Origin of the sequence: Streptomyces sp. NBC_01433 (assembly GCF_026340105.1) — a bacterium.
In the GTDB taxonomy this organism is placed as follows: Bacteria; Actinomycetota; Actinomycetes; order Streptomycetales; family Streptomycetaceae; genus Streptomyces.
Map to the genome: position 1 here is coordinate 2232349 of NZ_JAPEPM010000001.1, position 13515 is coordinate 2245863.

Genomic DNA, 13515 nt, shown 5'->3' on the forward strand with positions numbered 1-13515 from the left:
ACTGCAACTCTTGCACCTAGAGTGACGCTCGACAGAGAGCCCTGCAAGTCATTCACTCGAATGTGCAAATCTGCACCACACCGAGAGAACGGCCGGAAGGAAGAGGTGTTCGAAGGTGACAGCACGGCGGGAAGCGCGGCAGACTGAACGCGGCCAGAAAGAGGCGGGAGGGTACGTGTCGGCACCGACAGTCAGACGGCGGCAGCTTGGCCGAACCTTGCGTTCGATTCGGGAAAAGCTCGGGCTCAAGCAGGAAGAAGCTGCGGAGAGCACCAGCGGTCGGATCTCGCCTGCAAAGCTCTCGCGTATCGAGACGGCGCGAAATGCAGCGTCGGCCAGCGATGTCGAGGTACTGCTCGACCTTTACGGAGTCTCCGACGCAGACGTCCGCCGCGACATGATTCGCCTCACGCGTGAAGGTTCGCAGCGTGGATGGTGGCAGTCGTACCGGTCTGTTCTGTCACCGGTGTACGAGGACTTGATCAGCCTCGAAGCGGAGGCAAGCACGATCCGCACATGGCAACTCGCTTCCATCCCAGGACTGCTGCAGACCCCTCAGTACGCGCATGCCGCAATCGCAAGTACCGCAATGTCGAAGGCGATCACCGACCGCGTACAAGCATTGGTCGAGGTCAGGCTTGCCCGGCAGTCGGTGCTGTCTCGCAGCGAGCCGCTGCGTCTACGCGCAATCATCGGTGAGGCCGCTCTCCGCACCCGGCTCCCCGACGCTTCGGTGATGTATGACCAACTGTCACGTCTCGTGCACTTCGCATCTATGCCCAACGTCGATGTTCAAGTGCTGCCGATCACCGCGCCGCTCACCGTCGGGCAGACCGGCAGCTTTTCCATCCTCGGATTCGGGGAGCTTGCAGAGCTGAGTGTGGTGCACCTTGAACAGCTGACCAGCGCCCTCTATGTCGAAGACGCGACGCAGGTCAGCACGTATGCCGACGCGCACGAGTCGTTGACCGCCGCCGCGCTCTCGGTCGAGCAGTCACTTGACCTGATCACACACGCAAGGGACCAAAAACCATGACTATCGCCGATTCTTCAACTCTGGCCGTGACCTGGTGGAAGTCCAGCGCCTCACACGCTCAGTCCGATTGCGTCGAGTGCGGCACCGTCAGCCCGTCGGCTGTCGCCATCCGCGACAGCAAGTACCCGGCCGGCCCCGCCCTGCTCTTCAGTAATGAGGCGCTCACGGCGATGGTAGGGGCGGTCGCAACCGGGCGCCTGTGATTCGCCGCGACGCGCGGCGGCCGCTCCTGCGGTGCGCCTGCGCCGTTCGCGATCTGGCACGTACGTTGACGTCGAAGAGCGACCCGCGACGGAGGCCGCGTCCGGTGGCTACGGTAGCTACGGCTAGCTCAACGAATAGCGGGCCACAGAGGCACATGAGAACCGCAGGTACGACACACGTCAAGGAACCGCTGAAGTGTGGCGAAAAGTTCCCTATGTCGGAGTTTCGCAAAGTAGGTAAAAACAGGCCCCGGCCCACCTAAACACGCAGGTCAGCAACTGTGGTCCCCGCGCCTGCGGGGTTGGTCCCAATGTCCTCGATACGACGTTGGTCGTCCCGGAGTGGTCCCCGCGCCTGCGGGGTTGGTCCCCGGGCCCGCCGGGCGCGGCTGATCCCGATGGAGTGGTCCCCGCGCCTGCGGGGTTGGTCCCGAGACGGGTGCTGCTTGTCCTCTGGATGCGACGTGGTCCCCGCGCCTGCGGGGTTGGTCCCACCGAGTTCTGGCGCATCAGTAGCTCGATGGGGTGGTCCCCGCGCCTGCGGGGTTGGTCCCGGTGGGGGCCCCGACCAACCGTCAGGTAGAGGGTGGTCCCCGCGCCTGCGGGGTTGGTCCCGGTGGGGGCCCCGACCAACCGTCAGGTAGAGGGTGGTCCCCGCGCCTGCGGGGTTGGTCCCCGGGTCGGCTGGTGAGTTGCTGGTGCTTCTCCGTGGTCCCCGCGCCTGCGGGGTTGGTCCCTGTGCGGCCATCCTGCGGTACTACGAGCCGCTGTGGTCCCCGCGCCTGCGGGGTTGGTCCCTTCTCGAACGGCCAGGCGACGACGGTGCCGGTGTGGTCCCCGCGCCTGCGGGGTTGGTCCCACGTTGCGGCGGGACGTGTTGCAGGTGACCGCGTGGTCCCCGCGCCTGCGGGGTTGGTCCCTCGGTCGGCTTGGCCAGGTGGTAGAGCCAGCGGTGGTCCCCGCGCCTGCGGGGTTGGTCCCGTGGCGTCGAAGGGGATGAGCTTGACCCTGCGCGTGGTCCCCGCGCCTGCGGGGTTGGTCCCCATTGGGCACCTCCTGGACGTCGTCCGGGCATCCGGGCTGGGTGGTCCCCGCGCCTGCGGGGTTGGTCCCAGCACGGGCATCACGGCGTGGCTGACGGCGCGGTGGTCCCCGCGCCTGCGGGGTTGGTCCCGTCTTGCGCCTCACCTTGGCAGCATGGCCCGAGTGGTCCCCGCGCCTGCGGGGTTGGTCCCGCGATGACTTCGGCATCCGTCTTCCCCCAGACGTGGTCCCCGCGCCTGCGGGGTTGGTCCCGTCTTGCGCCTCACCTTGGCAGCATGGCCCGAGTGGTCCCCGCGCCTGCGGGGTTGGTCCCGCGATGACTTCGGCATCCGTCTTCCCCCAGACGTGGTCCCCGCGCCTGCGGGGTTGGTCCCGCGCCCTGTAGCCCGCAGTTCGCCCGGTCGGGGTGGTCCCCGCGCCTGCGGGGTTGGTCCCTTCGCAACGCGCATTCTCGCCCGGTACACCCGGTGGTCCCCGCGCCTGCGGGGTTGGTCCCATGAAGTCCGCCGGCGCTTGCGATTGCCCGCGGTGGTCCCCGCGCCTGCGGGGCTGGTCCCCTGTGTGACGACGACGTCCTTGCCCGTCAGTCGTGGTCCCCGCGCCTGCGGGGTTGGTCCCGCTCACTGAGCGACGCAGCACAGACGCCCGTCGTGGTCCCCGCGCCTGCGGGGTTGGTCCCGAGCGCAGGAAGTACCGGTCCAGGGGAGGCAGGTGGTCCCCGCGCCTGCGGGGCTGGTCCGGCGGAGCCCTGGCCCTCGCGGGGGCCCGTCGCGGTGGTCCCCGCGCAGCGGGGTTGACCCCTGGTACGGGAACAGCTTTCCGGTGAACATCAGTTGGTCCCCGCAGAAGCGGGGGTGGTCCTCCCGACTCGCCCAGGCCCTGGCTCCGGACCGGGTCACCCCAGCACACAAGCGGGGTTGCGCCCCGAGCGTCCGGGGCGTGGTCCCCGTACACACGGGGTTGGCCCTCCAGCCGCCACCGCACCGCACCGCACGGTCGAGCGTCGCGAGCCTCGCGTACGCAGCGCCGCGTCTTGTGCTCGCTCTCATCGGCCGTGGTCCCCGCCGGCACGGGCCGGCCGCTCCACGCCTACCACCCCCGCGTCCCCCACGTCCCGGAGATCGGGATCGTCGCGGCGCTCCGCGCCTACAGGGCCCGTTCCAGGCGGACGGAGCCCCCTCGGTGCCGGGCGATGAGGTACGACGTCAAGCGCCCACACCCCTCAGCACCACACCCCACCCATCAGCCCCACGAGTAGCAGGCAGCCGACCGAACAGGCTTCGCAACCAAGAAGCCACCCAGCGTCCATAACCAAAGACCTTGAGCATCAAACAGTCACCTTCGGTCAGTTCTCACCCATTTTCGAATAGCCCGCCTCACCCCGCACCACGCGCTATCGAATGGCCCCATGTCCAGCGATTTTCCCGAATGTCCCACCGCGTACAACGAGTTGTCCGCAGCATCCCGTACCGCCTGGGGCAAGCACGATCGGAAGACCGAGGAGTGGCTGCCGTTGTGGCGGCATATGGCGGACAGTGCCGCCGTTGCCGGGAGGCTGTGGGACGCATGGGTGCCTGCCAACGTGAAAGCGCTCGTCGCGGACGTGTTTCCGGGCGGCGCCGCCGATGCCCGGCAGGTCGCCGTCTATCTGGCCTGTGTCCATGACATCGGCAAGGCCACGCCCGCCTTCGCCTGCCAGGTGGACGGGCTCGCCGATCGGATGCGGCGGGCCGGGCTCGACCTGCCGTATCAGAAGCAGTTCGGCGTGGACCGCAGGATGGCCCCGCACGGGCTGGCCGGGCAGTTGCTTCTCCAGGAGTGGCTGGCCGAGCGGTTCGGGTGGAGCGGGCGCGCTTCCGGGCAGTTCGCCGTCGTGGCGGGCGGGCATCACGGGACGCCGCCGGATCATCAGCAGATTCATGATCTCGGCCTTCATCCACGGCTGTTGCGCACCAGAGGTGACAGCGAGGACACCTGGCGCTCGGTGCAGTACGAGCTCATGGACGCGTGCGCGCGGCGGGCCGGGGTCACGGAGCGGCTCGCGGACTGGCAGTCCGTACGGCTTCCCCAGCCGGTGCAGGTGGTGCTCACCGCCATCGTGATCGTCTCGGACTGGATCGCCAGCGCCTCCGAGCTGTTTCCGTACGATCCGTCCTCCTGGTCACCGCTCGGGGAAGTGGGCGAGGCCCGGCGGCTCGAAGCCGCCTGGGCGGGGCTCGATCTGCCCGGACCGTGGGCGGCGGAACAACCAGCCTTCACAGCGGCCGAGTTGTTCCGGGAGAGGTTCGAACTTCCGGACGGCGCCGCGGTCAGGCCCGTACAGGAGGAAGCCGTACGCGTGGCCCGGCAGATGGCCCCCGCCGGGTTGCTGATCATCGAGGCGCCCATGGGCGAGGGCAAGACCGAGGCGGCCTTCGCGGCGGCGGAGATCCTGGCGGCCCGGTCCGGGGCCGGGGGCGTCCTCGTGGCGCTGCCGACGCGGGCGACCGGGGACGCGATGTTCCCCAGGCTGCTGAGCTGGCTGGCGCGGCTCCCGGCGGACGGGCCCCGGTCCGTGGTGCTCGCCCACGCCAAGTCCGCCCTCAACGAGGTCTGGTCCGGGATGACGAAGGCCGGTCACCGTACGATCGCGGCCGTCGAGCTGGACAGCCCGGACGACACGGTCTCCCGCGCCGGGGCGGCCGACCCGTCCCACCCCTCCGGGCTCCACGCCCACCAGTGGCTGCGCGGCCGGAAGAAGGCGCTGCTCGCCTCGTTCGCCGTGGGCACCATCGACCAGGTCCTCTTCGCCGGGCTCAAGAGCCGGCACCTGGCGCTGCGGCACCTGGCCGTCGCGGGCAAGGTCGTCATCATCGACGAAGTGCACGCCTACGACGCGTACATGAGCGCCTACCTCGACCGCGTACTGGAGTGGCTGGCGGCCTACCGGGTTCCCGTGGTCATGCTCTCCGCCACGCTTCCGGCCAAGCGGCGCAGGGAGCTGGCCGCCGCGTACGCCGGTGAGGAGACGGGCGCACTCGCCGACGCCCTGAACCTGCCCGACGACGCCTACCCCCTGATCACCGCCGCCGCGCCCGGAGGGGACGTAATCACCGCGCGGCCCGAACCCGCCTCGGGCCGCCGTACCGAAGTGGCGCTCGAACGGCTCGATGACGATCCCTCGCGGTTGGTGCGGCGGCTGGCCGACGAACTCCGGGACGGCGGGTGCGCCCTGGTCGTACGCAACACCGTCGACCGCGTGCTGGAGGCGGCCGAGCACCTGCGGGATCACTTCGGCGCGGATGCCGTGACCGTGGCCCACTCACGGTTCCTGGCGGCCGACCGGGCGCGCAAGGACACCGACCTGCGCGAGCGGTTCGGCCCCGGCGGCGACCGGCCCGCCGGGCCGCACATCGTCGTGGCCAGCCAGGTGGTCGAACAGTCGCTGGACATCGACTTCGATCTCCTGGTCACCGATCTGGCACCCGTGGACCTGATGCTCCAGCGCATGGGGCGGCTGCACCGCCATCCGCGTACGCGACCGCCCCTGCTCGTACGGGCCCGTTGCCTGGTGACCGGCGTGGCGGACTGGAGCGCCGACCCGCCGGAGCCCGTGCGCGGTTCGCTCGCCGTCTACCAGGGGCCGCACACCCTGCTCCGGGCGCTGGCCGTGCTCGGGCCGCATCTCGACGGCGCCCCGGTGGTGCTGCCCGACCACATCAGCCCGCTGGTCCAGGCCGCCTACGACGAACGGCCCGTCGGCCCGGACCGGTGGGGGCCCGCGCTGGCCGACGCCCGGCGTGCGTACGAGACCCGGCTCGCCGACAAGCGGGAGCGCGCCGACGTGTTCCGGCTCGGGCCGGTACGGAGAGCCGGGCGGCCCGTCTTCGGCTGGCTGGACGCCAACGCCGGTGACGCCGACGACAGCCGTAGCGGTCGGGCCCAGGTGCGCGACAGCGAGGAGACCCTGGAAGTACTGGTCGTCCAGCGGCACAAGGACGGCGGGCTCACCACCGTGGGCTGGCTCGACGCAGGACGCGGCGGGCTGTCCCTCCCGGAACACGCGCCTCCCACCCGGCAGGCCGCCGAGGCGGTCGCCGCGAGCGCGCTGACGCTCCCCCGGCCGCTCACCCATCCGGGTGCCATCGACAGGACCATCGCGGAGCTTGAGCGGTGGGTCGTACCGGCCTGGCAGGTGAAGGAATGCCCCTGGCTGGCGGGCGAACTACTGCTCGTCCTCGACGAGGAGTGCCGGACCCGCCTGGCAGGCTTCGAACTCCACTACAGCCCGGCCGACGGACTTCGCACCGCCCCCGTCGGCGCGCCCCACGCAAAGAGGCCCGGCCCTATGGCGCCCTCCTTCGATCTCGTCTCCCGGCCCTGGCTGCCCGTCCAGCGCGAGGACGGAACCACCGTCGAACTGTCACTCCTGGACGTCTTCGCCCAGGCGGACAAGGTGCGGCGGCTGGTGGGCGATCTCCCCACTCAAGAACTGGCCCTGCTGCGGCTGCTGTTGGCGATTCTGTACGACGCGCTGGACGAGGCGCGGGGCGGATCGACCGGTGCCCCGGCCGAGTTGGAGGACTGGGAGGAGCTGAGAGCGGCGAAGGACCCCTTCGGTGTCGTCGCCGGATACCTCGACCGGCACCGGGACCGCTTCGACCTGCTCCACGCCGAGCGCCCGTTCTTCCAGGTCGCCGGATTGCACACGGCGAAGAACGAGGTCGCCTCGCTGAACCGGATCGTCGCCGACGTACCGAACGGAGAGGCGTTCTTCTCGATGCGCCGGCCGGGTGTGGACCGGCTGGGCCTCGCCGAAGCGGCTCGCTGGCTGGTCCACACGCACGCGTACGACTCGTCCGGGATCAAGTCCGGGATGGAGGGCGACGCCCGGGTCAAGGGCGGGAAGGTGTACCCGCAGGGCGTGGGATGGGCGGGCGGTCTCGGCGGCGTCTTCGCGGAAGGCGCCACGCTGCGCGAGACGCTCCTGCTGAACCTGATTCCGACGGACGAGGGCATCCTGACGTCGGACCGGAAGGCTGATCTGCCCGTCTGGCGCCGCGAGACACCGCCCGGCGCGGGTGTGCTGGAGGCCGACCCGTCCGTACCCCGGCCCGCGGGCCCCCGTGATCTCTACACCTGGCAGTCCCGGCGACTGCTCCTCCACACCGAGGGCGACGACGTCACAGGAGTCGTCCTCGGCTACGGCGACCCGCTCGCCCCCGCCAACCGGTGGAAGGCGGAGCCCATGACGGGCTGGCGGCGCAGCCAGGCGCAGGAGAAGAAACTGGGCCGCCCGCTGATCTACCTGCCGCGCCAGCACGATCCGAACCGGGCCGCCTGGCGCGGTCTGGCGAGCCTGCTGCGCGCGCAGAAGTCGGACAGCGACACGACGGGCAGAGGGACCGACCACAGCCTGCCCTCCGGGGTGGTGAAGTGGCTGTCCCTGCTGACCAATGAGGACGTCCTGCCGAAGCAGTCGCTGATCCGTACGCGGCTCATCGGCGCGGTGTACGGGACCCAGCAGTCCGTGGTGGACGAGGTGGTCGACGACGGCGTCACCCTGCCGGTCGTGCTGCTCCACCAGGACCGCCCGCTGTACGGCGCGGCCGCGGTCGCCGCGGTGGCGGACGCCGAGCGGGCCGTGGCGGCTCTGGGGCACCTGGCCGGGAATCTGGCGCGTGCGGCCGGTTCGGAGCCGGGGCCGCCCACGGACACGGCCCGCGATCTGGGGTTCGGGGCGCTGGACGGACCGTACCGGGGATGGCTGGCGGGCCTCGGCGAGGCCGAGGATCCGGATGCGGCGCGGGCCGCGTGGCAGGCCACCGCACGCCGCGTCGTGCTGAACCTCGGCCGTGAGCTGCTCGACTCGGCGGGGCGGGCCGCGGCGGAGGGCCGGGTGGTCGAGCTGCCCCAGGTCGGGAAGCGCTGGGTCGACAGCTCGCGGGCGGACCTGTGGTTCCGGACCCGGATCAACAAGGTGCTGCCGAAGCCACCACCGGACTCGCCGGACTCACCGGACTCACCCGCGCCCCAGGCCTGATCCAGACGAGAGGCCATGGCCTGGCCTCCCAGCCCGACGAAGCCCCCTTGGACGGAACGGTATGACCACGACGACGACCGGCGCAGCCACCGACGGCCCCGCCCCCTCAAGCGGCGGCCGGGCCGAACCGCCTTCGGTGCACGCCCTGGTCATGCAGGCGACGGACACCTACATCGCGCGAGTTCAGCCTCTGTACCTCAAGGACAACCCGGCGGCCGTGGCGGAGCTGGCCCGGCTGCGGCGCGGGGCGGGCAAGCGGGCGCACCAGGTCCAGGACCTCTGGGGCATCGGCAGCTTGGAGGAACTGTCCGGCCTGCTGGCCGGCCGGCGGGACTTCCCCCGCCGCACGGACGCCGAGCACGCGGTCTTCCTCGCCTCGACCCTGTGGGCGCTGCATCAGCAGTCGGGACGCGAACACGGCATGCACGTCAAAAGGCGGTCTCTGGGCGGGGCGGTCCGCGCGTTGATCCGGCTGAAGACGGAGTCGAGGGGCGACTCGGGCGCCGAGGAGGAGGGCTCGCCCCTGCGCACACGCCTGGTCCGGGTCGGCACCGCCGAGTCGATCGAGTCCGTCGCCGTACGGCTCAGGGAGATCGTGCTGCTCCTGCGCACCGCCCAGGTTCCGCTCGACTACGGACGTCTGGCCGGCCAGCTCCACCGGTGGCAGTACCGGCCCGACCGGGCGGCCGTGCAGCGCGAATGGGGACGCGAGTTCCATCTGGCCGCCCCTCCCCGCACCAAGCGCGGCAAGGGCGGTGCCACGGACGGTGGCGACGCGATCGACCCGTCGCTGAGCTCGTCCGAGGAGTACGGCGGCTACGCCGCAGGGGAGTGACGTGACGTCGCGTCAGCCAGACACCACCTTGTCCCCTGCCCGTCCGCCGGCCTCGGCCCGGACCTGCCCGCCATCCGGAACACCTTCTACGAAGAGGAATTGAGTACGCGTGACCAGGACGATTCTCGACATCCACATCCTTCAGACCGTCCCGCCGAGCAATCTGAACCGCGACGACACGGGGACACCGAAGTCGGCGACGTACGGAGGCGTGCGACGCTCCAGGGTGTCCAGCCAGGCGTGGAAGCGGGCCACCCGCAAGGCGTTCACCGAGCTGCTCGACTCCTCCGAACTCGGCGTCCGGACGAAGAAGGTCGTGGGAGTCCTGGCCGACCGCATCCTGGTGCTCGACCCGACGCTGACGCCTGCCGCCGCACAGGACCTGGCCGGGGAGACGATCTTCGCGGCGACCGGTTCGAAGCCCGTCGTACCCCATCGCAAGAACAAGAAGGACGTGGACGACCCCGCCGCCGAGTCCACCTATCTGATGTTCCTGAGCGACCGGCAGTTCGACGCTCTCGCCGCGATCGCGGTCGAGGGCGGCAAGGGCGGTGACGTCAAGGCGCTCAAGGAGTTCCTCTCGGTCAAGGAGAACAAGGCGCGGGCCAAGCAGCTCGCCCGTACCGAACACTCGGTGGACATCGCGCTGTTCGGCCGGATGGTCGCGGACTCGACCGATCTGAACGTGGACGCCGCGGCCCAGGTCGCGCACGCGTTGAGCGTGCACGCGGTGGAGGTCGAGTCGGACTACTACACGGCGGTGGACGACAAGAACACCGATGCCGAGACCGGCGCCGGAATGATCGGGTCCATCGACTTCAACTCGGCAACCCTCTACCGGTACGCGGCGGTCGACGTCGACCGGCTCCAGGAGAATCTGGGTGCCGGGCATGACGCGGCCCGGCCGGTGGAGCCCACCCGGCGGGCGGTCACGGCGTTCCTCGAAGGCTTCATCACCTCCCTCCCGACCGGGAAGATCAACACCTTCGCCAACCAGACCCTGCCGACCGCGGTGATCGTCAAGGTCCGCTCCCGGCGGCCGGTCAGTTACGTCGCGGCCTTCGAGAAGCCCGTCATCATGGGCGAGGCCGGTGGCTTCCTTCAGGAAAGCTGCGAACGGCTCGCCACCTTCGTACCGACGCTTGAGGACAGTTACGGGCTGGCCGACAGCGGGCAGGGCTGGGTGCTCCGGGTCGGCGAGGAGACCGGCGCCCTGGCGGCGCTCGGGTCCGAGGTGAACCTGACCGAGCTGCTGACGGCCGTGGGCGACGCCGTGGAGGCCCGGCTGACGCCGGTGCTCCCTGCCGCCAGGCAGGGTGAGGCCCCGGCCCTCGCGTCGGAGTCCGGGGCATGAGCGTGCTGCTGCTGCGGCTCGCGGGTCCCCTCCAGTCCTGGGGGTCCGCGGCCCGCTTCACGCGCCGCACGACCGAGAACGCACCGACGAAGAGCGGGGTCATCGGCCTCCTCGCCGCAGCCCAGGGGCGCCGACGGGACGCCGACCTCGCCGATCTGGCGGCGCTGGAGTTCGGCGTCCGGATCGATCAGCCGGGCACGCGGCTCCGTGACTTCCAGACGGCGCACCACGGCGACACGGACAAGGCCATGCCGTTGTCGGAGCGCTTCTACCTCGCGGACGCGGTGTTCGTGGCGGGCGTGAGCGGTGAGGCGGCGCTGGTGCAGCGGCTGTACGAGGCGTTGCTGGAGCCCGTGTTCCTGCCCTATCTCGGGCGGCGTTCCTGTCCGCCCTCGCAGCCGATCGCAATCGGGGAGCCGTTTGCGTCGGACCTCGAACAGGCCCTGCGCGAAGCGGAATGGGAGGCGTCGGACTGGTACAAGGACCGCCTCGCGGCCACGTCCCGCCCGTCCGAGGAGGAGCTCGGCCTGCTGATGGACTGCCCGCCCGGCCGGGAACCGGACATCACGCTGCGCGACCTGCCCCTGAGCTTCGACCCGCGCCATCGGCGGTACGGGCCGCGGGGCGTTCGCAGCAGATCCGTCCCTCGGCCCGCCGCACCGCCACGCCACGAACCGACCGCTCCGCTCGCGCCACTGGCACCCGTCGCACCACCTGCCGCTCCACCCGGCACTGCCACACCGCCTGCCACACCGCCTGCCACTCCACCCGTCACACTGCCTGTCACACCGCCTGTCACACCGAGGACCGACTGATGTACCTCACCCGCTTCCGAGTGAACACCGGCCGCTCAGACGCCCGACAGCTGCTCGGCTCGCCGCATCGCCTGCACGGGGCGGTGAACATGTCCTTCCCCACACCCCCCACCCGCGACGGATCGGGCCCCCGGGTGCTGTGGCGGGTGGACCGCGACGGAGCCTCCGAGACGCTGCTGTACGTCGTCAGCCCCACCCGCCCCGATCTGACCCACCTGGTCGAGCAGGCGGGCTGGCCCGCCTCGGACGAGCCCGGCTGGACGTCGTTCGCGTACGAGCAGTTCCTCACGGCGCTCGATGTGGGCGACACCTGGGGGTTCAGGCTCACGGCGAACCCCGTGCACAACATCCGTCACCAGTACCTCAAGGAGGGCGAGGGGACGAAGCGCGCCGCACACCGGACCACACAGCACCAGATGCAATGGCTTCTCCGACGGCAGGAGAAGTCGGGCTTCGAGATCGTCCGGAAGCCGGTGGAGCGCCGGCTCCTGGAGCAGGGCGACGAGTACGAGCTGATCGTCCGCGACCGCATTCCCCTCCAGTTCCACCGGCCCCCGGCCAAGCCGAGCAGCAAAGACGTACAGATCACCAAGGTCACGTTCGACGGCCGCCTGCGCGTCACCGACCCGGAGCTCTTCCGCCGTACGCTCACCCACGGCCTGGGCAAGGCCAAGGCGTACGGCTGCGGTCTGATGACGCTGGCTCCGGTACGGGGGGAGTCATGAGCACCGTCAGCCGCCGTGGCGCCTCCACGCCCCGGGAACTCACGCGGGTCGGGGACCGGCTCTCGTTCGTCTACCTGGAGCGGTGCACCGTGCACCGGGACTCCAACGCGATCACGGCGGAGGACGCGGACGGCGTCACGCACATCCCGTCCGCCACGATCGGCACCCTCCTGCTCGGCCCGGGAACCCGCGTCACCCACCAGGCGATGGCCCTCCTCGGCGACAGCGGCGCGGGCGTGGCGTGGGTCGGTGAGCACGGGGTGCGGTACTACGCGGGCGGGCGGGCCCTGACGCGTTCCTCGGGCCTGATCGAGGCGCAGGCCACGACCTGGGCGAACCGTCGTACCCGGCTGGACGTGGCGCGTGCCATGTACCGCCTGCGGTTTCCGGGCGAGGACACGGCGGGCCGAACGCGGCAGGATCTCCTCGGAATGGAGGGACGGCGCCTGAAGGACTGCTACCGGCGGGAGTCGTTACGCACGGGCGTCCCGTGGCACCGACGTGAGTACCACCGCGACGACTTCTCGGCGGGCGACGCCCCCAATCAGGCCGTCACCGCGGCGGCTCAGTGCATGTACGGGGTCTCCCACTCGGTCGTCGCGGCCCTCGGCTGCTCTCCTGGCCTGGGCTTCGTCCACTCCGGACACGAGCGCTCGTTCGTCATGGACGTCGCCGACTTCTACAAGACGGAGATCGCCATCCCCGCCGCCTTCGACGCGGCGGTCGAGGGGGTGGACGACGTCGCGGCGCGAACCCGCCGGATGCTCAGGGACCGCATCAATCAGACGGGCCTCCTCGACCGTTGCGTCCGGGACATCAAGGATCTGCTCGGCTACGACGGCAAGCGCGACACGAGCGAGACGGGGGACGCGTCACAGGACCGGGTCACACTCCAGTCCGACGGCGACCTCCACGTCGAAAGCGGCCGCAATCACGGTGACGAGCCCCTCTGGTGACCGTCATCGTCCTCACCAACTGCCCGGTCGGCCTGCGGGGTTTCCTCACCCGCTGGCTGCTGGAGATCTCGCCCGGAGTCTTCCTGGGCGCCCCTTCGACCCGCATCCGCGAAGTCCTGTGGAACGAGGTCCGCCAGTACGCGGGCCAGGGCCGCGCGCTGCTGGCGTACCAGACGAACACCGAGCAGGGCTACGCGTTCGAAACCCACGACCACGCGTGGCACCCGACGGACCACGAGGGCCTCACCCTGATCCACCGCCCGAACCCCACCGCACCACACCCCCCGAAGGGACCGGCCGACGTTCCCCGCCAGGGCTGGAGCAAGGCCGCCAAGCGGAGGAAGTACGGAGGGCGGTAGGGGGCGTCGGGGAGAGAAGACGTCCGCACTTCCTCAAAGAAGGATGAAAAGCCCGTTATGTCGGAATCCAAAGAAGTAAGCAAAAACAGGCTCCTGCCCGAATAAACCCCCAGGTCAGCAACTGTCGTCCCCGCACGTGCGGGGTTGTTCCCCTGAACCGCTCGAC

9 protein-coding genes and 2 CRISPR repeat arrays (1 of these 11 only partly in view) are annotated in these 13515 nt (G+C 70.5%); all 9 genes read left to right on the forward strand.

The annotated features are described in order from the left end of the window. The first annotated feature begins 115 nt into the window (after nt 1-115). A complete protein-coding gene (locus OG413_RS10120; protein ID WP_266804436.1) occupies nt 116-1036 on the forward strand; it encodes a helix-turn-helix transcriptional regulator in 921 nt (306 codons plus the stop codon). Beyond that, on the forward strand, nt 1033-1239 hold the full coding sequence (locus tag OG413_RS10125; RefSeq protein ID WP_266804438.1) for a DUF397 domain-containing protein: 207 nt from the start codon (nt 1033-1035) through the stop codon (nt 1237-1239). The genes OG413_RS10120 and OG413_RS10125 overlap by 4 nt, the downstream gene beginning before the upstream one ends. A 281-nt stretch (nt 1240-1520) precedes the next feature. After that, nucleotides 1521-3145: a CRISPR direct-repeat array (repeat unit 29 nt; unit sequence GTGGTCCCCGCGCCTGCGGGGTTGGTCCC). Nucleotides 3146-3691: 546 nt separating this feature from the next. Further along, nucleotides 3692-8305, forward strand: a complete 4614-nt coding sequence (gene casA / locus OG413_RS10130) for a type I-E CRISPR-associated protein Cse1/CasA (protein ID WP_266804440.1) — start codon at nt 3692-3694, stop codon at nt 8303-8305. A gap of 61 nt (nt 8306-8366) precedes the next feature. Next, the gene (casB, locus tag OG413_RS10135) at nt 8367-9140 is read left to right on the forward strand and encodes a type I-E CRISPR-associated protein Cse2/CasB (protein WP_266804442.1); all 774 of its coding nucleotides are present in this window, start codon (nt 8367-8369) and stop codon (nt 9138-9140) included. A 109-nt stretch (nt 9141-9249) separates the two neighbouring features. Continuing rightward, nucleotides 9250-10494, forward strand: coding sequence for a type I-E CRISPR-associated protein Cas7/Cse4/CasC (gene cas7e / locus OG413_RS10140; protein ID WP_266804444.1), 1245 nt, complete (start codon nt 9250-9252; stop codon nt 10492-10494). Then, nucleotides 10491-11309 carry a type I-E CRISPR-associated protein Cas5/CasD gene (cas5e, locus tag OG413_RS10145; protein ID WP_266804446.1) on the forward strand — a complete coding sequence of 273 codons (819 nt, stop codon included), beginning with the start codon at nt 10491-10493 and terminating at the stop codon, nt 11307-11309. The genes cas7e and cas5e overlap by 4 nt, the downstream gene beginning before the upstream one ends. Then, entirely contained in the window at nt 11309-12034 is a 726-nt protein-coding gene (gene cas6e / locus OG413_RS10150; RefSeq protein WP_266804448.1) for a type I-E CRISPR-associated protein Cas6/Cse3/CasE, read from the forward strand. The genes cas5e and cas6e overlap by 1 nt, the downstream gene beginning before the upstream one ends. Continuing rightward, nucleotides 12031-12990, forward strand: coding sequence for a type I-E CRISPR-associated endonuclease Cas1e (gene cas1e / locus OG413_RS10155; protein ID WP_266804450.1), 960 nt, complete (start codon nt 12031-12033; stop codon nt 12988-12990). Before cas6e ends, cas1e begins: the two co-directional genes overlap by 4 nt. Continuing rightward, a complete protein-coding gene (cas2e, locus tag OG413_RS10160; protein WP_266804452.1) occupies nt 12987-13349 on the forward strand; it encodes a type I-E CRISPR-associated endoribonuclease Cas2e in 363 nt (120 codons plus the stop codon). The genes cas1e and cas2e overlap by 4 nt, the downstream gene beginning before the upstream one ends. 123 nt (nt 13350-13472) lie before the next feature. Further along, nucleotides 13473-13515: direct repeats of the CRISPR family, unit length 29 nt; unit sequence GTCGTCCCCGCACGTGCGGGGTTGTTCCC (it continues 839 nt past the right edge of the window).